Source organism: Kineococcus mangrovi, from assembly GCF_041320705.1.
GTDB lineage: Bacteria > Actinomycetota > Actinomycetes > Actinomycetales > Kineococcaceae > Kineococcus > Kineococcus mangrovi.
Window position 1 is genome coordinate 33,611 of the sequence record NZ_JBGGTQ010000007.1, and the last position, 17,664, is coordinate 51,274.

19 protein-coding genes are annotated in these 17,664 nt (G+C 74.8%); 14 read left to right on the forward strand and 5 right to left on the reverse strand.

All coding sequences use genetic code 11. The features are described 5' to 3' along the window. Nucleotides 1–47: 47 nt before the first annotated feature. Together AB2L28_RS15130 and AB2L28_RS15135 are read left to right on the forward strand one after the other, a co-directional pair. The gene (locus AB2L28_RS15130; protein WP_370719811.1) at nt 48–1,040 is read left to right on the forward strand and encodes a YihY/virulence factor BrkB family protein; all 993 of its coding nucleotides are present in this window, start codon (nt 48–50) and stop codon (nt 1,038–1,040) included. A gap of 14 nt (nt 1,041–1,054) precedes the next feature. Further along, a complete protein-coding gene (locus AB2L28_RS15135) occupies nt 1,055–1,240 on the forward strand; it encodes a hypothetical protein (protein WP_370719812.1) in 186 nt (61 codons plus the stop codon). A gap of 18 nt (nt 1,241–1,258) precedes the next feature. Here AB2L28_RS15135 and AB2L28_RS15140 read toward each other — a convergent pair whose 3' ends face one another. Beyond that, nucleotides 1,259–2,293 carry an aldo/keto reductase gene (locus AB2L28_RS15140; RefSeq protein ID WP_370719813.1) on the reverse strand — a complete coding sequence of 345 codons (1,035 nt, stop codon included), beginning with the start codon at nt 2,291–2,293 and terminating at the stop codon, nt 1,259–1,261. 51 nt (nt 2,294–2,344) lie between these two features. Here AB2L28_RS15140 and AB2L28_RS15145 point away from each other — a divergent pair, with 51 nt between their 5' ends. From AB2L28_RS15145 to gnd, 5 genes are all read left to right on the forward strand, one after another. Then, on the forward strand, nt 2,345–3,412 hold the full coding sequence (locus AB2L28_RS15145) for a PfkB family carbohydrate kinase (RefSeq protein WP_370719814.1): 1,068 nt from the start codon (nt 2,345–2,347) through the stop codon (nt 3,410–3,412). Nucleotides 3,413–3,506: 94 nt separating this feature from the next. Continuing rightward, the gene (locus AB2L28_RS15150; RefSeq protein ID WP_370719815.1) at nt 3,507–4,154 is read left to right on the forward strand and encodes a UdgX family uracil-DNA binding protein; all 648 of its coding nucleotides are present in this window, start codon (nt 3,507–3,509) and stop codon (nt 4,152–4,154) included. A 100-nt stretch (nt 4,155–4,254) separates the two neighbouring features. Continuing rightward, nucleotides 4,255–4,923 carry a GntR family transcriptional regulator gene (locus tag AB2L28_RS15155; protein ID WP_370719816.1) on the forward strand — a complete coding sequence of 223 codons (669 nt, stop codon included), beginning with the start codon at nt 4,255–4,257 and terminating at the stop codon, nt 4,921–4,923. Then, a complete protein-coding gene (locus AB2L28_RS15160; protein ID WP_370719817.1) occupies nt 4,920–6,254 on the forward strand; it encodes an MFS transporter in 1,335 nt (444 codons plus the stop codon). The genes AB2L28_RS15155 and AB2L28_RS15160 overlap by 4 nt, the downstream gene beginning before the upstream one ends. Nucleotides 6,255–6,340: 86 nt before the next feature. Then, the gene (gene gnd / locus AB2L28_RS15165; RefSeq protein ID WP_370720008.1) at nt 6,341–7,759 is read left to right on the forward strand and encodes an NADP-dependent phosphogluconate dehydrogenase; all 1,419 of its coding nucleotides are present in this window, start codon (nt 6,341–6,343) and stop codon (nt 7,757–7,759) included. A 66-nt stretch (nt 7,760–7,825) separates the two neighbouring features. Here gnd and AB2L28_RS15170 read toward each other — a convergent pair whose 3' ends face one another. Then, on the reverse strand, nt 7,826–8,482 hold the full coding sequence (locus tag AB2L28_RS15170; RefSeq protein ID WP_370719818.1) for a DedA family protein: 657 nt from the start codon (nt 8,480–8,482) through the stop codon (nt 7,826–7,828). Further along, nucleotides 8,479–9,396, reverse strand: coding sequence for a spermidine synthase (locus AB2L28_RS15175; RefSeq protein ID WP_370719819.1), 918 nt, complete (start codon nt 9,394–9,396; stop codon nt 8,479–8,481). The genes AB2L28_RS15170 and AB2L28_RS15175 overlap by 4 nt, the downstream gene beginning before the upstream one ends. 96 nt (nt 9,397–9,492) lie before the next feature. On the opposite strand from AB2L28_RS15175, the gene AB2L28_RS15180 reads away from it, so the two are divergent. The 6 genes from AB2L28_RS15180 to AB2L28_RS15205 all read left to right on the forward strand — a co-directional run bounded on the left by AB2L28_RS15180 (nt 9,493) and on the right by AB2L28_RS15205 (nt 14,375). Continuing rightward, nucleotides 9,493–9,720, forward strand: a complete 228-nt coding sequence (locus AB2L28_RS15180; protein ID WP_370719820.1) for a hypothetical protein — start codon at nt 9,493–9,495, stop codon at nt 9,718–9,720. Between the two features lie 50 nt (nt 9,721–9,770). After that, nucleotides 9,771–10,466 (forward strand): EcsC family protein, encoded by a 696-nt coding sequence (locus AB2L28_RS15185; protein ID WP_370719821.1) that lies wholly within the window; start codon nt 9,771–9,773, stop codon nt 10,464–10,466. Continuing rightward, nucleotides 10,463–10,885 carry a DUF1232 domain-containing protein gene (locus tag AB2L28_RS15190; RefSeq protein WP_370719822.1) on the forward strand — a complete coding sequence of 141 codons (423 nt, stop codon included), beginning with the start codon at nt 10,463–10,465 and terminating at the stop codon, nt 10,883–10,885. The genes AB2L28_RS15185 and AB2L28_RS15190 overlap by 4 nt, the downstream gene beginning before the upstream one ends. A gap of 61 nt (nt 10,886–10,946) precedes the next feature. Then, the gene (locus tag AB2L28_RS15195; RefSeq protein WP_370719823.1) at nt 10,947–12,200 is read left to right on the forward strand and encodes a DUF4192 family protein; all 1,254 of its coding nucleotides are present in this window, start codon (nt 10,947–10,949) and stop codon (nt 12,198–12,200) included. Nucleotides 12,201–12,238: 38 nt separating this feature from the next. Continuing rightward, a complete protein-coding gene (locus AB2L28_RS15200; RefSeq protein WP_370719824.1) occupies nt 12,239–12,640 on the forward strand; it encodes a universal stress protein in 402 nt (133 codons plus the stop codon). 184 nt (nt 12,641–12,824) lie between these two features. Continuing rightward, complete coding sequence (locus tag AB2L28_RS15205; protein ID WP_370719825.1) at nt 12,825–14,375, forward strand: RNA polymerase sigma factor; 1,551 nt, start codon at nt 12,825–12,827, stop codon at nt 14,373–14,375. A 103-nt stretch (nt 14,376–14,478) separates the two neighbouring features. Here the strand turns inward: AB2L28_RS15205 and AB2L28_RS15210 are convergent, their stop codons facing one another. Further along, nucleotides 14,479–14,973, reverse strand: a complete 495-nt coding sequence (locus AB2L28_RS15210; protein WP_370719826.1) for a DUF456 domain-containing protein — start codon at nt 14,971–14,973, stop codon at nt 14,479–14,481. 36 nt (nt 14,974–15,009) lie between these two features. After that, nucleotides 15,010–15,246, reverse strand: coding sequence for a DUF7455 domain-containing protein (locus AB2L28_RS15215; protein ID WP_370719827.1), 237 nt, complete (start codon nt 15,244–15,246; stop codon nt 15,010–15,012). Between the two features lie 199 nt (nt 15,247–15,445). Between AB2L28_RS15215 and AB2L28_RS15220 the strand changes: the two genes are divergently transcribed. Next, on the forward strand, nt 15,446–17,554 hold the full coding sequence (locus AB2L28_RS15220) for a DNA gyrase/topoisomerase IV subunit B (RefSeq protein ID WP_370719828.1): 2,109 nt from the start codon (nt 15,446–15,448) through the stop codon (nt 17,552–17,554). Nucleotides 17,555–17,664 lie beyond the last annotated feature (110 nt).

Consider the following 17,664-nt stretch of genomic DNA (forward strand, 5'->3'; position numbering starts at 1 on the left):
TTCGCGCCGCCGTGCGGGAACGGCGGGTTCGGAGCACCCTGTGTGCCATGAGCAGGACGACGCAGCGCGACGACCCGACGGTGCAGCACGAGGGCCGCGGGGACCACGGGGAACGGGCCGAGTCCCCGCAGCAGATCCCGCGCCGCGGCTGGTTCGCCGTCACCAAGCGGGCCTGGGCCGAGGCCAAGGACGACCAGGTGCCCCTGCTCGCGGCCGGGGTGGCGTTCAAGGCCTTCCTGGCGATCTTCCCGGCGTTGACCGCGGCGTTCCTCGTCTGGGGGATCTTCGGCAACACCCAGACGATCGCGGACCAGATCAACGGGATCGAGGCCATCCCCGACGCGGCCCGCGACCTCGTCGTCAACCAGGTGCGCACCATCTCCGACGGCAAGTCCGCGGCCGGTGTCACCGCGGTCGTCGCGGTCCTGCTGGCGCTGTGGAGCGCCTCCAGCGGGGTGCAGAACCTCATGGCGGCGACGAACCTGGCCTACGACGAGAAGGAGACGCGCGGTTTCCTGCGGCTGAAGGGCACGGCCCTGCTGCTGACGCTGGGGGCGATCGTCTTCATGCTCCTGGCGATCGCGTTCATCGGCGTCCTGCCGGTGCTGCTGAGCGCCCTGGGCGCCGGGGGCGTCGTCACCGTGGTCGTCAACGTGCTCCGCTGGGTGCTCCTGCTCGGGCTCATCGCCATCGCCCTCGCGGTCGTCTACCGGGTCGCGCCGGACCGCGATGCGCCGCGCGTGAAGTGGGTCTCGGTCGGAGCCGCGGTCGCCACCGTGCTGTGGCTCGTGGTGTCGGCGGGTTTCTCGGTCTACATCTCGGTGGCCGGCGGTACCTCCTACACGAAGAACTACGGCGCCAGCGCCGGGGTCGTCATCCTGCTCATGTGGCTGTGGCTGACGAGCTACGCGATCCTGCTGGGCGCGGAGGTCAACGCCGAGTCCGAGAAGCAGACCGACAAGGACACGACGGTCGGGCCGAGCGAACCGATGGGGCGGCGCGAGGCCGTCGCCGCGGACGACAAGCCGCGCGAGCGGTGAGGGAGGAGAAGGTCGTGACGCACGAGGACGAGAACCCGGGCGGGGCGGACGCCGAGCAGGTCTCCGCTGCCGAGCACCTGGAGAACTCCGAGCGCCTGGCCGCCGAGGCCCACCGCGGGTGGGAGGAGACACCGCCCGCGCACGAGGCGGACGACGCCCACCACCCCGGGACGATGGGGCAGCAGGCGCCGGCCGACTGACGTGCGGTCCCCGGCGGGTCAGCGCCCGCCGGTGAGCTTGCGCGAGCGCTGGGTCGACCCCGGCCCGCCGTAGGGGTAGTCGGCGGGTTCGGGGTCGCTCGCCTCGTCGAGGGCCGCGAGTTCAGCGGCCTCCAGCTCCAGGTCGGCCGCCCCGAGGTTCTCGGTGAGCTGCTGCGTCGTCCGCGCCCCGAGGATCACCGAGCTCACGGCGGGTTGCGCCGACAACCAGGCCAGGGCGACCTGCGCCATCGGCACCCCGCGCTGCTCGGCGACGCGCTGCACGGCGTCCACCACCGCCCACGTGCGTTCCTGGGCGTTCCGCTTGGCGTAGGCCTCCACCCCGCGGTCGGGGTTCTCCCCGAGTCGGGTGGACCCCGTGGGCGTGCTGTCGCGGGTGTACTTGCCGGACAGCCAGCCGCCGCCCAGCGGCGACCAGGGCAACAGCCCGAGGCCGTTCTCCTCCGCGGCCGGGACGATCTCCCACTCGATCTCGCGGACGAGCAGGTTGTACTGCGGCTGCAGGGTTACCGGGGGGGAGTACCCGCCCACGTCGGCGACGTCGACGGCCTTCTGCAGCTGCCACCCGGTGAAGTTCGACAACCCGACGTGGTGGACCTTGCCCGCGCGGACGAAGGAGTCCAGCGTGGCGAGGGTCTCCTCCAGCGGGGTCCACGGGTCCCAGGCGTGCACCTGGTACAGGTCCACGGCGTCCACGCCCAGCCGGCGCAACGACGCGTCGAGCGCACGGGTCAGGTGCCGGCGCGACAGGCCGACGCCGTTGGGTTCGCCGGAGGTGGGGAACCGGCCCTTGGTGGCCAGCACCACCCGTTCGGTGACGTCGGAGGGTCGCTCGGCCAGCCATGCGCCGATGATCTCCTCCGAGACCCCGCCGCCGTAGACGTCGGCGGTGTCGACGAGGGTCCCGCCGGCGGCCAGGAACGTGTCGAGCTGCTCGAAGGAGACGTCGCGGTCGCTCTCGCGGCCGAAGGTCATGGTGCCGAGCGCGAGGTTCGACACCGAGGTCCCGCTGTTGCCGAGGGTTCTGTGCTCCATGGCGCCATCCTCCCCCTGGTCCGGCCCGAGCGCCGCTGGCAACATGCCGGGGTGCAGCCGACACCCCCCTTCGACGTCCACGTCCGCGGGACGGTGTTCCTCGACATCGTCATGACCGGGCTGGACTCCGAACCCCGGCTGGGCACCGAGGTGTGGACGTCGGGGATGGGCTCGTGCCCCGGCGGCATCGCGAACATGGCCGTCGCCGCCTCCCGGCTGGGGTTGTCGACGTCGTTGTCGGCGGCGTTCAGCACCGACGCCTACGGGGAGTTCTGCTGGCGCACCCTGGGGGAGCAGGAGGGTGTCGACCTGTCGACCTCCTACCGGGTCGGGGACTGGCACTCTCCCGTCACGGTGTCGCTGGCCTACGGCGGCGACCGCGCGATGGTCACCCACGAGCACCCCGCACCGCTCGACGAACCGGCCGACGTGCCCGCCGCGCGCACCGCCCTCGTGCACCTGGCCGCCGTCCCGCAGCCGTGGGTGCTGCGGGCGCGGGAGCAGGGTTCGCTCGTGTTCGCCGACGTGGGGTGGGACTCCTCCACGCGGTGGAACCCCGACGTGCTGGCCGGGCTGGAGCACTGCCACGCGTTCCTGCCCAACCACGTCGAGGCGATGCGCTACACCCGGACCGACGACGCGTCCGCCGCGGTCGCGGCCCTCGCCGAACGGGTCCCGGTGGCGGTCGTGACGTGCGGGTCCGAGGGCGCCCTGGCCGTCGACGCGGGCACGGGGGAGCGGGCGCAGGTCCCCGGCCTGCGGCTGGACGCCCTCGACGCGACGGGGGCCGGGGACGTCTTCGGCGCGGGGTTCCTCACCGGGACGCTGGCCGGGTGGGGACTGGCGCACCGGCTGTCCTTCGCGAACCTGTGCGCGGGGTTGTCGGTGCAGCAGTTCGGCGGGTCGCTGTCGGCGCCGGGCTGGGGCGACATCGCCGACTGGTGGTGGCACCTGCGACGTGGCCCCCGCACGTCGGCGACGGCGCAGCTGGTCGTGCAGTACGGGTTCCTCGACGACGTGCTCGCCGCGCACCCCAGCGGGGCCGACCGGGCCGTGCGCCGCGCGAGCGCGACCCTGGCGGTCGGCAACGACCTGCCCGACGGCGGCGGCAACCGCTGAGCCCGTGCGTCGCCGGGCGCCGGCCGGTGCGGGGGTGGAGGTTGGTCGTGAGCGCCCGCCGCCGGCGGGCCCGGAGGTGAGGGTGGGCACAGGGATGGCGACCAAGGTCGAGCGACCCGGCGCGCAGGAGTGGGTGCCCGCGGGCGCCGACGTCGGGCAGCTGCGGGAGGCGGCGGCGGGCTGCCGGGGCTGCGAGCTGTGGGAGCCCGCGACGCAGGTCGTCTTCTCCGCCGGCTCCCCGACCGCGCGCCTGGCGCTCGTCGGTGAGCAGCCCGGCGACCAGGAGGACCGGCGCGGCATCCCCTTCGTCGGCCCGGCTGGGCGCCTGCTGCAGCGCGCGGTCGAGGAGGCGGGCGTCGACCGCGCCGACGTGTACGTGACGAACGCGGTCAAGCACTTCCGGTTCACGCAGAAGGCCCCCGGCCAGCGGCGCATCCACGCCAGTCCCGACGTGGGCCACGTGGGCGCCTGCCGCCCCTGGCTGGCCGCCGAACTGGCCGCCGTCGACCCCGACGTCATCGTGTGCCTCGGGGCGACCGCGGCGAAGGCGCTGCTGCCGAAGGACTTCCGCGTGACCAAGGACCGCGGTCAGGTGCTGCGGCTGTCGACCTCGCGCGGGGAGAAGACGTTCCTGGGCACGATCCACCCCTCGGCGGTGCTGCGGGTGCCCGACGACGACCGCCAGGGCGCCTACGACGGTCTCGTCGCCGACCTGCGCACCGCGGTGGCCGCGCTCGGCTGACGCGGCTCCGCCCAGGCCGCGGGTCCAGGCGCGGGCTCACCCCGCGCTGCGCGAGGCATCGGCCGGATGTGTCCTGACATGCAGCTAGCATGGATGCACGATGGACACCACCCGCGCCCCAGCTCGCGTCCCGGGCGCCCCGCCCGCCGCCGACCGCGTCTACGCCCACGTCAAGCAGGCCGTGCTCGACCGCACGCTGCCCGGAGGGCACCTGCTCACCGAGGGCGAGGTCGCCGACGAGCTCGGCGTCTCCCGCACCCCGGTGCGCGAGGGGCTGCTGCGGCTGCAGGCCGAGGGGCTCGTCCGCCTCATCCCCAAGCGCGGTGCGCTCGTCGTCCCGGTCTCCCCGGCCGAGGTCGAGGACGTGCTCGAAGCCCGCGAGCTCGTCGAGGTGCACGCGGCCCGCCGCGCCTGGGCGGTGCGCGGCGAGCTCGTCCACCGCCTCACCCCCCACCTGCTCGCCATGCGCCGCGCCGCCTCCGCCGGGACGACGTGGGACTTCGCGACCGCCGACCGCGCCTTCCACGCCGAGGTCGTCCGCGCCGCCGGCAACGAGGTGCTCGCCGGCGTCTACGACTCCCTGCGGGACCGGCAGATGCGCATGGGAGTGCTGAACCTGCGGGGTTCGGCGGACCGGACCGCCGTGGCGCTCGCCGACCACGAGGCCCAGCGCGCGGCCCTGCTCGGCGACGACGAGCAGGCGTGGACCGACCTCGTGCGCGAGCACGTCCGGCGGGCCGGGGACCGCCTCCGGGCGGTGCGGCCGTGAGCGCCCGGCCCGCGACGGGGGTGCGCGGGGCCTGGCTCGTCTTCGCCGTCGGCGCCCTGGCCTACGTGGTGACGGTCGCGAACCGCACCTCGCTGGCCGCCGCCGGTCTCGACGCCCAGCACCGGTACGACATCACGGCGGGGACGCTGTCGAGCTTCGCGGTGCTGCAGTTCCTCGTCTACGCCGCCCTGCAGGTGCCGGTCGGGGTGCTCATCGACCGGTGGGGTCCGCGCCGCCTCGTCGTCCTCGGCGCCGCGACCATGGGCGCCGGCCAGCTCGTCCTCGCCCTCAGCACCCAGACGTGGCAGGCCGTCCTGGCCCGCGTCCTGGTCGGGGCGGGGGACGCGGCGACGTTCGTCAGCGTCCTGCGGGTCGTCACGAACTGGTTCCCGCCCTCGCGCGTGCCCGTCACGACCCAGCTCGTCGGCCTGTTCGGCCAGCTGGGCCAGGTGTTCAGCTTCGTCCCGCTCGTGGCGCTGCTGCACGGGCCGGGCTGGACGAGCGCCTACACGGGGCTGGCCTCCTTCACGCTGCTGGCCGCGGTGCTGTCCGTCCTCGTCCTGCGCGACGTGCCGCCGGGGCGGGAGAACCCGCGCGTCGCCCGGTCCCTGCGGCAGGTGGGCGGTGACCTGCGGGCGGCGCTGCGGCACCCCGGGACCCGGCTGGGGCTCTGGTCGCACTGGGCGACCCCGTTCTCGGGCAACGCCTTCGCCACGCTCTGGGGCTTCCCGTTCCTCGTCTCCGGGCAGGGGCTGAGCCCGGCGGGCGCCAGCGCGCTGCTCACGCTCTACACCGTCACGGCGGCCGGGGCGGGCCCGGTCTTCGGCGCGTTCGTCGCCCGCCACCCGCTGCGGCGCTCCTGGCTCGTGCTCACCGTCGTGGGCTCGCAGGCGGTGGTGTGGGCGGTCGTGCTCCTGTGGCCCGGGCGCGCCCCGCTGGCGCTGCTCGCGCTGCTCGTCGTCGTCGCCGCCACGGGCGTGCCCGGGTCGATGGTCGGGTTCGACTACGCCCGCACGTCCAACCCCGCGCACCGCCTCGGCGGGGCCACGGGCATGACCAACGTCATGGGGTTCACGGCCTCGGTCGTGCTGATCCTGCTCGTCGGCGTGCTGCTGGACGCCCAGGGCGCGGGGACGCCGGGGACGTACTCCCTGGGGGCGTTCAAGGTCGCCTTCGCCCTGCAGTTCCCGCTGTGGGCCCTCGGGGTCGCCGGGATCCTCGTCAGCCGCCGTCAGACCCGCGCCCTCATGGCCCGCGACGGGGTCGTGGTGCCCCGGGTCCGCGACGTGCTGCGGGCCCGCGGTTCCCGCGCCGGGACCGGCACGGCATGATGCGGCGCGTGAGCGAGCAGACCCAGGGACAGGACGGCCGGGCGCAGGCCGGCACGGCGCAGATCGGCGTGACCGGGCTGGCGGTGATGGGCCGCAACCTGGCGCGCAACATCGCCCGGCACGGGTACGTGACCGCCGTGCACAACCGCACCGACGCCAAGACCAGGGCGCTGGTCGAGGAGTTCGGCGACGAGGGGACGTTCGTCCCCGGGTACACGACGCAGGAGTTCGTCGACTCCCTGTCCTCGCCCCGCACGATCATCATCATGGTCAAGGCCGGTGCCCCCACCGACGCCGTCATCGACGAGCTGGCCCCGCTGCTGTCCGAGGGCGACATCCTCGTCGACGGCGGGAACGCGCACTTCCTCGACACCCGCCGCCGCGAGGCCGCGCTGCGCGAGAAGGGCATCCACTTCGCCGGCGTCGGCGTCTCCGGCGGCGAGGAGGGCGCCCTGCTCGGCCCCTCGATCATGCCGGGCGGGTCCGAGCACGCCTACGCCACGCTCGGGCCCGTCCTGGAGGACATCGCCGTCTCCGTCGACGGGACCCCGTGCGCGACGCACGTCGGTCCCGACGGCGCCGGCCACTTCGTCAAGATGGTGCACAACGGCATCGAGTACGCCGACATGCAGCTCATCGCCGAGGCCTACGACCTGCTGCGCCACGGTCTGGGCCGCACCCCGAAGCAGCTGGCCGAGGTCTTCACCGCGTGGAACTCCGGGGACCTGGAGAGCTTCCTCATCGAGATCACCGCCCGCGTCCTGGACAAGGACGACCCGACCCAGGAGGGCGTCCCGCTCGTCGACGTCGTCCTCGACGAGGCCGAGCAGAAAGGCACCGGCCGCTGGACGGTGCAGACCGCCCTCGACCTCGGCACCCCCGTCTCCGGCATCGCCGAGGCCGTCTTCGCCCGCGCCCTGTCCGGTCACGCCGAGCAGCGCAAGGCCGCCCAGCCGGTGCTGCCCGGCCCGGCCGGCGGGGCGGAGGGTTCCGGCGGGTTCGTCGAGCAGGCCGACGCCGAGCAGTTCGTCGACGACGTCCGGGCCGCGCTGTACGCGTCCAAGGTCGTCGCGTACGCGCAGGGGTTCGACATGATCCGCGCCGGCTCGCAGGAGTACGGCTGGGACGTCGACCCGGGGGCCATGGCCACCATCTGGCGCGGCGGCTGCATCATCCGCGCCAAGTTCCTCGACCGCATCAAGGACGCCTACGCGAAGTCGCCGGAGCTGCCCTCGCTGCTGCTCGACCCGTACTTCGCCGACGCCGTCGCGAAGGGCCAGGAGGCCTGGCGCCGCGTCGTCGTGCACTCGGTGAACGCCGGCATCCCGGCGCCCGGGTTCTCCTCGGCGCTGGCCTACTACGACGGCCTGCGCCGCGAACGGTCCTCGGCCGCGCTCGTCCAGGGGTTGCGCGACCTCTTCGGCGCGCACACCTACAAGCGCGTGGACCGCGACGGGTCCTTCCACGTGGAGTGGTCCGGCGACGGGTCCGAGTCGCAGGGCTGAGCGCCCCCCGCACGCGAGGACGGCGGTGACCCCTCGGGGTCACCGCCGTCCTCGCGTGCGGGGGGTTCAGCGGGTGGCGCCGGCCCGTTCGGCGCGGCGGCTGCGCACCCGCCGCGCCACGGCCCAGGCCAGGACGCCGGCGATCGCGGCGTAGAACGCGTAGTCGAGGTAGTGCCCGTACTGCTCCACGAGCTCGTACTGGGTGCCCAGCGCCATCCCGAGACCGATGAGCAGCGCGTTCCACATCCCGCTGCCGGCGACGGTGAAGAGCGAGAACTTCACCAGGTTCATGCCGGCCGCTCCCGCCGGGAGCGAGACGAGGCTGCGCACGCCCGGGACGAAGCGACCGGTGAAGACCGCCAGCCCCTCGTGGCGGTGGAACCAGTCGGCGGACCTCGTCACGTCCGAGGCGTCCATCAGCGGGACCCGCCCGGCGATCCGGGCCGCCCGCTCCAGGCCCACCGCGTGCCCGAGCCAGTACAGGACCAGCGAGCCCAGGTAGGCCCCGGCCGTGGCGAGGCCGAGGACCGCCACCGCGTTGAGGGCACCCGTCTGGACGAGGAAGCCGGCCAGCGGGAGCACCACCTCGCTGGGGATCGGGGGGAAGACGACCTCGGCGAAGCTCAGGACCCCCACCCCCGGGGCCCCGAGGGTGTCGACGGTGTCGAGGACGAACCCGGTCAGGCCGCCCGCCTGCGCGGCGGTCTCGGCCGTGGTGCTCATGCGGGGGTGTCCTCCGGGGGTGCGGGTGGGGGGCCCGGCTCGTCGTCCGGGGCGTCGGGCAGCTCGTCGTGCAGAACGCGCGATCCCGCGCAGAAGTGCCGCGCGTCGTCGTCGAGGACGAGGCGGGCCGGGGCCGCACCCCCCGACAGGGCGCGCACCAGCGCCTGCCGGGGCAGCTCCTCCTGCGACGCCACGAGCAGCGCGTTGCCGTACCGGCGGCCGCGGAACACCCCCGGTTCGGCCAGGACGGCCGCGTGGGCGAAGACCTCGAAGGCCGTGGCGAGCTCGGCCCGGGAGTTCGGCATCGGGGGGCGGTCGGCGAGGTTGGCCACCCACAGGCCGCCGGGGGCCAGGACGCGGTCGACCTCGGCGAGGAACTCCACGGTGCGCAGGTGCGCCGGGACCGCGTCCCCGGCGAACGCGTCCCGCACGAGGGCGTCCTGACTGCCGGTGGGCAGCGGCGCCAGCCCGGCGCGCGCGTCCGCGGCCCGCAGCTTGAAGCCCGCCGGGCCGCTCGCGCCGAAGCTGCGCCGGTAGACCTCGACCAGCTCGGCGTCCACCTCCAGCACGAGCTGGCGCGAGCCCGGCCGGGTGGCCGCGAGCCAGCGCGGGAAGGCGCAACCGGCCCCGCCGAGGTGGGTGGCCCGCAGGGGGCCGGGAGGGTGCACGGCGTCGAGGACGGCGGCGGTCCACTGGTGGTACTCGAAGACGAGCCGGGTGGGGTCGGCGGTGTCGACGTAGGAGCTCGGGACCCCGTTGACGAGGACCGTCCAGCCGTCGGGGTCGTCGGGGTCCCGTTCCAGGCGCACGGTGCCCGTGGCGATCGCCTCCTCGCCCTCGACGGGGGTGGCGGAGGCGGGCGCGGGCGGGCGCGTGCCGCGCGGACGACGGGTGGGTCGGGGTCGATCGGGCACCGGGCGATCCAACCAGGCCACCCGCCCCGCGCGACCCCGCGGTCGGCCGGTGCGTCCGGTGGTGAAGTTCCGGCGGCGGGCTGCCGAGGAGGAAGCATGTCCACCTTCCTCGAGATGTGCCTCCTCGCGCTGTTCGTGGTGCCCTTCCTGCGGGACCGCCGCGCCCTGCGTCGCCACCTGGACCCGGCGCGCTTCCCGCAGGCCGACCGCCCGCCGGTGGCCTCGGCCCAGCGCCCGCCGCGCCCGTGGGCGCGCCGCCGCTACGTCGACGGCGGGGTCGCCGAGGTCGCGGCCTACCTCAGCGAGCAGGACCCCGCCCGCTGAGGAGCGTTCCCCGGCTGGCGCCCGGCGCGGCACCGGCTAGCGTCGAGGCCGTGAGCCGCCACGAGAAGAAGTCCTCCGAGGCCGAGCCCTCCGCGCTCGAGCAGCGGTCCGTCGACCTGGTGACGCGGCTGCTGAAGGTGGGCATCGACGGTCTGGGGCCGTTCGACAGCGCCGCCGAGGTCGCGCGGGCCGCGCGCGCGGAGCACCCGAGCACCGAGTCCGCCGTGCACGCCGTCGTGCGTCAGCACTCCCGGCTCGTGGCCGGCAACGGCTTCGTGACGGGTCTCGGCGGGCTGTTGACCCTGCCCGTCGCGCTGCCCGCCAACGTCTTCGGCTTCCACGTGCTCGCCGTTCGGGCCGTCGCCGCGATCGCGGAGCTGCGCGGCTACGACACGACGAAGCCCGAGGTGCGCTCGGCCGTCCTGCTCACGCTCATCGGCGCGGACGCCACCGACGTCCTGAAGTCCGCCGGGCTGCCGACCGGTGGGCGCCTGGTCGCGCTGGTCACCTCCCGCGTCCCGCGGCCCGTCCTCATGCTCGTCAACAAGGGCGTCGGTTTCCGCCTCGTCGCGAAGTTCGGCGCGCGGGGGCTGCTGCGGCTGCCCCAGCGCGCGCTGCCGGTCGTGGGCGGCGCCGTCGGCGCCGGTGCGGACACGGTCATGTTCCGCCGCATCACCAAGAACGCCGAGCACGCGCTGCCGCCGCTGACCGCCGGAGCGGCGCAGGCGGTGCAGGGCCCGGCGTGAGGCGGCACCGCGCCGTGGCGGCGGGGCCGTTGCGCGCGGCCCCCGCCCTGGACGCGCGCACGACGCTGCGGCTGCGCCTGCTGCCGTGGATGGTCCGCGACGCCGTGACGGGCCGCTGGACGGGGGCCGGTCGTCGGCGCCTGGCCGCCGCGGCCCTCGGCACGGCGTACCTGGTCTCGCCCGTGGACGCGGTCCCGGAGCTGTGGACGTCCTTCGTCGGGCTGCTGGACGACGGTCTGGTCGCCGCCTTCGTCGCCACCTCGGTGCGGGCGGCGACGGACGACTACGTGCGCCGCGGCGGTCGCGGGGGACCGCGACCGGGCCAGGTGCCCGGTGTCGACCCCGCGATGACGCCCGACCCCGCGGTGGACGAGCGGGGACCGGGTCGACCTCGTCCCCCCAGGCGCGCCCGGCCCTGATCCGGCCCCCGGCTGTGGACGCCGGGCCGCCCCCGTCCGGCGCCGGCCGCAGGGTGACCCCGTGCCCTCCACCTCCCGACCCACCCCACCCGGCGCCCCGCCCCCGCTCCCGGTGTCCGGTCCCGCCGAGCTGCTGGCCGTCCTGCCCCACCTCCTGGGCTTCCACCCGGCCGACTCGGTGCTCCTGGTGGAGCTGTCCGCCCCCGATGGGGGGACCGGCCGCCGTTCCCCGGGGCTGCTGGTGCGGGCGGACCTGCCCGCCGCGGCGGACGGGCCGGCGTCGAGGGCCGCCGCGCGGGCCGTGGCCGAGGAGTGCCTGCGGCTGGTGCGCCGGGTTGCCCGGCCCGGGTCCGAACTGCTCGTCGTCCTCCACGCCCCCGACGCCCGGGCCACGCCGGCCGTCCTGCTGCCCGGTGCGCGAGCGGCCGCGACGTCGCACGCCCTCCGGTCGGGGCTGGAGGCGCTGCGGGACGCGGGCGCTCCGGCGGCGGGGGACCACCTGCTCGTCGGTGCCGGCCGGTGGCGGACCCTGACGTGCTCCGGCCCGTGCTGCCCGCCCGGTGGCCAGGAGCGGCCCGTGACCGCGGCGGCCTCCGGCGGTGTTCTCCGGGTGCGGGCCGAGGCCGTCTGGCGCGGGTTCGCCGCGGCACCGGACCGCGCGGCGAGCCTGCCGCCGTCCACGCCGGCCGACCCCGACCGGTGCGCGCGGGCCGCAGCCGCGCGCCGGGCGCCGGTGCCCCCGGCCGAGGCGCGCGACCTCGTGGCGACCTTCGACCGCGCCGTGCAGGAGGCGGTCGCCGGCCCGGCGCCCGTCCTCGACGCGGGCTGGTGCGGGCGGCTGCTGCGGGCCCTGGAGCAGGTCGGGGTGCGTGACGCCGTGCTGCTGTCCGGCTGCCGCGGGCCGGGGACCCGCCGCGCCCGGCGCCACCTCCTGCGGCCCGAGGGGGCCGCCGCGGCGGCCGGCGGCGCCGAGCACCCGGCCCGCGCGCTGGTGCAGGAGGTGGACCCGGTGCGGGCGGGGGCGGCGGCGGACCTGGCGGTCCAGGTGGCCCGGTGCGGCGGGAGCCGGGGCGGGGCGCAGGCGTGGGCCGTGGCGGGCTGGCTGGAGCGGGTGGCGGGCCGGCCCGTGCGGGCGGGGGCCTGCGCCGAGCAGGCCCTGCGGCAGGACCCGCGGCACCGCCTCGCCGGTCTGCTCGACGGTGCGGTCCGCCACGGTCCGGGGCCGTCCGCGCTGGTGGGGGCCGCCGGTGCGGCACCCGCCCCGGCGCTCCCCACCGGTGCGGGAGGCCCCGTCGGCGCGCAGGCCCGCGCGTAGTACGGTTCCGGATCGTCTACGACGTTGGAGGGTGCGGCATGGGGATCGTCGTCGGGTACGTGGCCAACCCCGAGGGGAGGGCCGCGCTGGCGCGGGCCGGCGGGGCGGCCGTCCGGCTGGCCGCACCGCTGGTGGTGGTGCACAGCCGTCGCCCGGGCCGTGAGGTCGACGCCGAGGAGGCCGAGCAGCTCGCGGCCGTCCACGACACGGTGCGCGCTGAGCTGGAGCAGGCCGGCCTGTCGGTCGAGGTGCGCGAGGTGCCCGACTCCGACGACCCCGCCGACGACCTCATCACCGCCGCCGAGGAGTCCGGGGCCTCCCTCATCGTCATCGGGCTGCGCCGGCGCACCCCCGTCGGCAAGCTCATCCTGGGCGCCAGCGCGCAGCGGATCCTGCTCGACGCGCCGTGCCCCGTCCTGGCGGTCAAGCCCGAGGACTGAGTCCCCGGGCGCAGCCCGGCCGGCGGGGTCCGGGCCCCGCGGGTGGTGTCGCGCCGCCTCGTCCGCCGATCCGTGCAAGAATCAGCGTTTGTCTCCCACGTGGGCATAAGCACCCGCCCGCCGGTGTTGACATTGCTGGCTGCTGCCCGCGCAGCCCCGTTCCGCCCACGACGAAAGGCAGTCCGTGTCGTCGGTACCGACCTCCCGGCCGCTCCCGCCAGAGTTCGCTTCCGCTCCGTTCCAGGAGCTTCTGCAGCACGGAACCACCCACGGCTACGTCGACGCGCAGTCCGTCCGGGCGGCGTGCGAGGACGCCCAGCTGCCGGTGCAGCGCATGAAGGCCGTGCTGCGCGCCCTCGACGACAACGGGATCACCGTGAAGGTGCCCGCCGAGGCGCCCAAGCGCGCCGTCGCGGCGGCCTCGGCCCGTCGTGCGACGTCCACGGCCACCGCCACCAAGACGGCCCGGCCCACCGCCAAGCGCGCCGTGGCCCCGGCCGAGGACGAGGACGGCGCGCTCGCCGCACCCGCCGCGGCGGCCGGGACCAAGGCCCCGGCGAAGACCGCCGCGAAGAAGTCCACCGCCAAGACCGCCAAGACGGCCAAGGCGCCGGCCACGACGAGCGCCAAGGCCGCTCCGGGCGGGGAGGGCGAGGAGCCCGTCGACGAACCCCTCGAGGACGTCGGTCCCGAGGAGGTCGTGGCGGACGAGGACGTCGCCGTCGAGGCGCCCGAGGGCGAGGCGGGCAAGAAGGCCGGCGGTGCCTTCGTGCTGCGCGACGACGACGAGGACGACGCCCCGGCCCAGCAGGTCTCGACGGCGGGGGCCACGGCCGACCCGGTCAAGGACTACCTCAAGCAGATCGGCAAGGTCGCCCTCCTCAACGCCGAGCAGGAGGTCGAGCTCGCCAAGCGCATCGAGGCCGGTCTGTTCGCCGAGGAGAAGCTGCACTCCGGCGACGACATCGACCCCGTCTTCAAGCGCGAGCTGTGGTGGATCAGCGAGGACGGCCGGCGCGCCAAGAACCACCTCCTCGAGGCCAACCTCCGCCTCGTCGTCTCCCTGGCCAAGCGCTACACCGGCCGCGGCATGCTGTTCCTGGACCTCATCCAGGAGGGCAACCTCGGGCTCATCCGTGCGGTCGAGAAGTTCGACTACACCAAGGGGTACAAGTTCTCGACGTACGCGACGTGGTGGATCCGCCAGGCCATCACCCGCGCCATGGCCGACCAGGCCCGCACCATCCGCATCCCGGTGCACATGGTCGAGGTCATCAACAAGCTCGCCCGCGTCCAGCGGCAGATGCTGCAGGACCTGGGCCGCGAACCCACTCCGGAGGAGCTCGCCAAGGAGCTCGACATGACGCCGGAGAAGGTCGTCGAGGTCCAGAAGTACGGCCGCGAGCCCATCTCGCTGCACACGCCGCTGGGCGAGGACGGCGACTCCGAGTTCGGTGACCTCATCGAGGACTCCGAGGCGGTCGTGCCGGCCGACGCCGTGAGCTTCACGCTCCTGCAGGAACAGCTGCACTCGGTGCTCGACACCCTCTCCGAGCGGGAGGCGGGTGTGGTCTCGATGCGCTTCGGGCTGACCGACGGGCAGCCGAAGACCCTGGACGAGATCGGCAAGGTCTACGGCGTGACGCGCGAGCGCATCCGGCAGATCGAGTCCAAGACGATGTCGAAGTTGCGGCACCCCTCGCGCTCGCAGGTCCTGCGCGACTACCTGGACTGACGTCCACGTCGAACGAACGGCCCGACCGGAGCACTCCGGTCGGGCCGTTCGTGCGTGCGGCTCAGGCGGTGCCGGTCGTCGGTCGGGGCCCAGCCGGTCGGGGTCAGCGCAGGGTGAGCGCTCCGACGACCCAGACGGTGCTCGCCACCAGGGCAGCGGCGCCCTCGAGGGCGACGCTGAGGCCGACGTTCTTCAACGCCACGACCGTGGAGCGCCAGGCGTGGCGGCCGCGGTCGGGGACGTCGGCCGCGGCGAGCAGCTCACCGAGGAACACCCCGAGGACGAAGCCCAGCGGCAGCCCCAGGACGGGGACGACGAAGAACCCGACGACGCCCAGGACGGCGCCGAGCAGCAGGGTGCGCTTGCGGATGCCCGCGCGGGTCATCCGCTGGCCCGGGAGCAGGTACATGGCGACCTGACCGGCGCCCAGCAGGACGGCGACACCGGCGAACCAGGCCCAGGCCCACCCGCCCTCGGCGAAGGCCCAGGCCAGGGCGGCGAGCGCCACGAGGACGGTGCCCGGCAGGACGGGGACGACGATGCCGACGAGGCCGACGGCCATCGCCAGGGCGACGACGACGAGCCCGGCGTCACCCATGGTGACGCCGGGCTCGCCGGTCGTGCGGGGTCGGGATCAGCGCTCGTCGAGGGCGGCCGTCGACGACGTCGCCGCGAGCTTCTGCGACTCGTCGTGGATGTCGGCGCCCGCGGCGCGCAGGGCCTCGCGGTGCTCGCGGCCGTGGTGAGCGCAGAAGAGGAGCTCACCACCGGCGTTGAGCTGGACCCGCACGTAGGCCTGTGCGCCGCACCGGTCGCACCGGTCCGAGGCGGTCATGGGGCTCTGGCTGAGGGTGGTCATGGCGGTGGTCACTCCGCGACTCCTTCCGGGTCGTGCACGCTGGCGGGCAGCTGCTGCTCCCACCGGACACTCTTCCCCAACCTTCGGCAGCTCGCGCGCGTTCCCACGCCGTTGGAGCAACCCGTTCGCTCCTAGCGGAGGTGTCGTCGGTCACACCGGCGCCGCCGGGCGCCTCCGCGACCGGGTCGGCCCGGCCCCGTACCCTGCCCGGGTGACTCCCCCCAGCTCGACCCCCTCCGGCAACTCCGGCTCGGAGGACAAGTACACCGCCGCCAACCTGCTCGTCCTCGAGGGCCTGGAGGCCGTCCGCAAGCGGCCGGGGATGTACATCGGGTCCACGGACTCGCGCGGCCTCATGCACTGCCTGTGGGAGATCATCGACAACGCCGTCGACGAGGCCCTGGGCGGGCACTGCCAGGACATCGTCGTCGTCCTGCACGCCGACGGTTCGGTCGAGGTCCACGACGACGGCCGCGGCATCCCCGTCGACGTCGAGAAGCGCACCGGCCTGTCCGGCGTGGAGGTCGTCTTCACCCACCTGCACGCGGGCGGCAAGTTCGGCGGCGGGTCGTACTCGGCCTCCGGCGGTCTGCACGGCGTCGGCGCGAGCGTCGTCAACGCCCTCAGCTCCCGCCTCGACGTCCAGGTCGACCGCGGCGGCAAGACGTACGCGACGAGCTTCCGCCGTGGCGCGCCCGGCCGGTACGCCGGCGACGGTCCCGACGCCCCCTTCACCCCGGCCACGGGTCTGGAGGTCGTCGGTCGCGCCAAGCGCGGTGCGACGGGGACGCGCGTGCGCTACTGGGCCGACACGCAGGTGTTCCTCAAGGACGCGGAGTTCTCCCTCGCCGACCTCACCGCGCGGGCCCGCCAGACGTCCTTCCTCGTCCCGGGGCTGCGCATCGTCGTGCGCGACGAGCGCTCGGGCGACCCGGCGCAGGTGACCGAGGAGGTGTTCCAGCACGACGGCGGCATCGGGGAGTACGTCGACTTCCTCACTCCCGACGCGCCCGTGACGGACGTGTGGCGGTTGCAGGGGGAGGGCACGTTCACCGAGACGGTGCCCGTCCTCGACGACTCCGGCCACATGGACATGCAGGACGTCCAGCGCCACTGCGTGGTGGACGTCGCGCTGCGCTGGGGCACCGGGTACGACCCGACGGTGCGCACGTTCGTGAACATCATCGCCACCCCCAAGGGCGGCTCGCACCTGTCCGGCTTCGAGCAGGGCCTGTACGCGGCCGTCAAGGCGCAGGTCGACGCCCAGGCCCGACGCCTGAAGGTCGGCAAGGACGAGAAGCTGGAGAAGGACGACGTCCTCGCCGGCATGACCGCCGTCATCACCGTCCGGTTGGCCGAACCGCAGTTCGAGGGCCAGACCAAGGAGGTCCTGGGCACGGCGGCGGTGCGCGGGATCGTCCGCAAGGTCGTCGAGGGGGAGCTGAACGCCGTCCTGACCAGCGGCAAGCGGGAGGACAAGGCGCAGGCCGGGGCGGTCCTCGACAAGGTCGTGACCGAGATGAAGTCGCGCATCTCGGCGCGGCTGCACAAGGAGACCCAGCGCCGCAAGAACGCGCTGGAGAGCTCCTCGCTGCCGCCCAAGCTCAAGGACTGCCGCTCCGACGACGTCGCCAACACCGAGCTGTTCCTCGTCGAGGGGGACTCCGCGCTGGGCACGGCGATGGGCGCGCGGGACTCGGAGTACCAGGCGCTGCTGCCGCTGCGCGGCAAGATCCTCAACGTCCAGAAGGCGTCCGTCACGGACATGCTGAAGAACGCCGAGTGCGCCTCGATCATCCAGGTCGTCGGCGGGGGGTCCGGGCGCAGCTTCGACCTGGCCTCGGTGCGCTACGGCAAGATCGTGCTCATGACGGACGCCGACGTCGACGGCGCCCACATCCGCACGCTCCTGCTGACGTTGTTCTTCCGGTACATGCGTCCCCTCATCGACGCCGGCCGCGTGTTCGCCGCCGTGCCGCCGCTGCACCGCGTGGAGGTCAACGGCGCCGGCCGGCGCGAGCGCGAGGTGGTCTACACCTACTCCGACGCCGAGCTGCGCCGCGTGACGACCGACCTGACCCGCCGGGGCCGCACCTACAAGGAACCGCAGCGCTACAAGGGGCTGGGGGAGATGGACGAGGACCAGCTCGCCGAGACGACGATGGAGCGCGCGCACCGGACGCTGCGCCGGGTCACGGTCTCGGACGGGGCGGTCGCCGAGCGCGTCTTCGAGCTGCTCATGGGCAACGACGTCGCCCCGCGCAAGGACTTCATCATCGCCGGGGCCGAGAACCTCGACCGGGACCGCATCGACGCCTGAGGTCCCCCGCGCGATCGCGCACCGCGCACGCCCCCGGTTCACCGCGAACCGGGGGCGTCCTGCGTTCCGGACAGAACGGGTGTCTGTTTGGGTCCGATGTGTTGACTTAC

Bases quoted from the DNA above. Each gene is read 5' to 3' on its own strand.
- AB2L28_RS15200 (WP_370719824.1), top strand. From the start codon at position 12,239: ATGGGGATCGTCGTCGGGTACGTGGCCAACCCCGAGGGGAGGGCCGCG.
- AB2L28_RS15170 (WP_370719818.1), bottom strand. From the start codon at position 8,482: ATGAGCACCACGGCCGAGACCGCCGCGCAGGCGGGCGGCCTGACCGGG.
- AB2L28_RS15155 (WP_370719816.1), top strand. From the start codon at position 4,255: ATGGACACCACCCGCGCCCCAGCTCGCGTCCCGGGCGCCCCGCCCGCC.
- AB2L28_RS15130 (WP_370719811.1), top strand. From the start codon at position 48: ATGAGCAGGACGACGCAGCGCGACGACCCGACGGTGCAGCACGAGGGC.
- AB2L28_RS15140 (WP_370719813.1), bottom strand. From the start codon at position 2,293: ATGGAGCACAGAACCCTCGGCAACAGCGGGACCTCGGTGTCGAACCTC.
- gnd (WP_370720008.1), top strand. From the start codon at position 6,341: ATGGGCCGCAACCTGGCGCGCAACATCGCCCGGCACGGGTACGTGACC.
- AB2L28_RS15180 (WP_370719820.1), top strand. From the start codon at position 9,493: ATGTCCACCTTCCTCGAGATGTGCCTCCTCGCGCTGTTCGTGGTGCCC.
- AB2L28_RS15150 (WP_370719815.1), top strand. From the start codon at position 3,507: ATGGCGACCAAGGTCGAGCGACCCGGCGCGCAGGAGTGGGTGCCCGCG.
- AB2L28_RS15210 (WP_370719826.1), bottom strand. From the start codon at position 14,973: ATGGGTGACGCCGGGCTCGTCGTCGTCGCCCTGGCGATGGCCGTCGGC.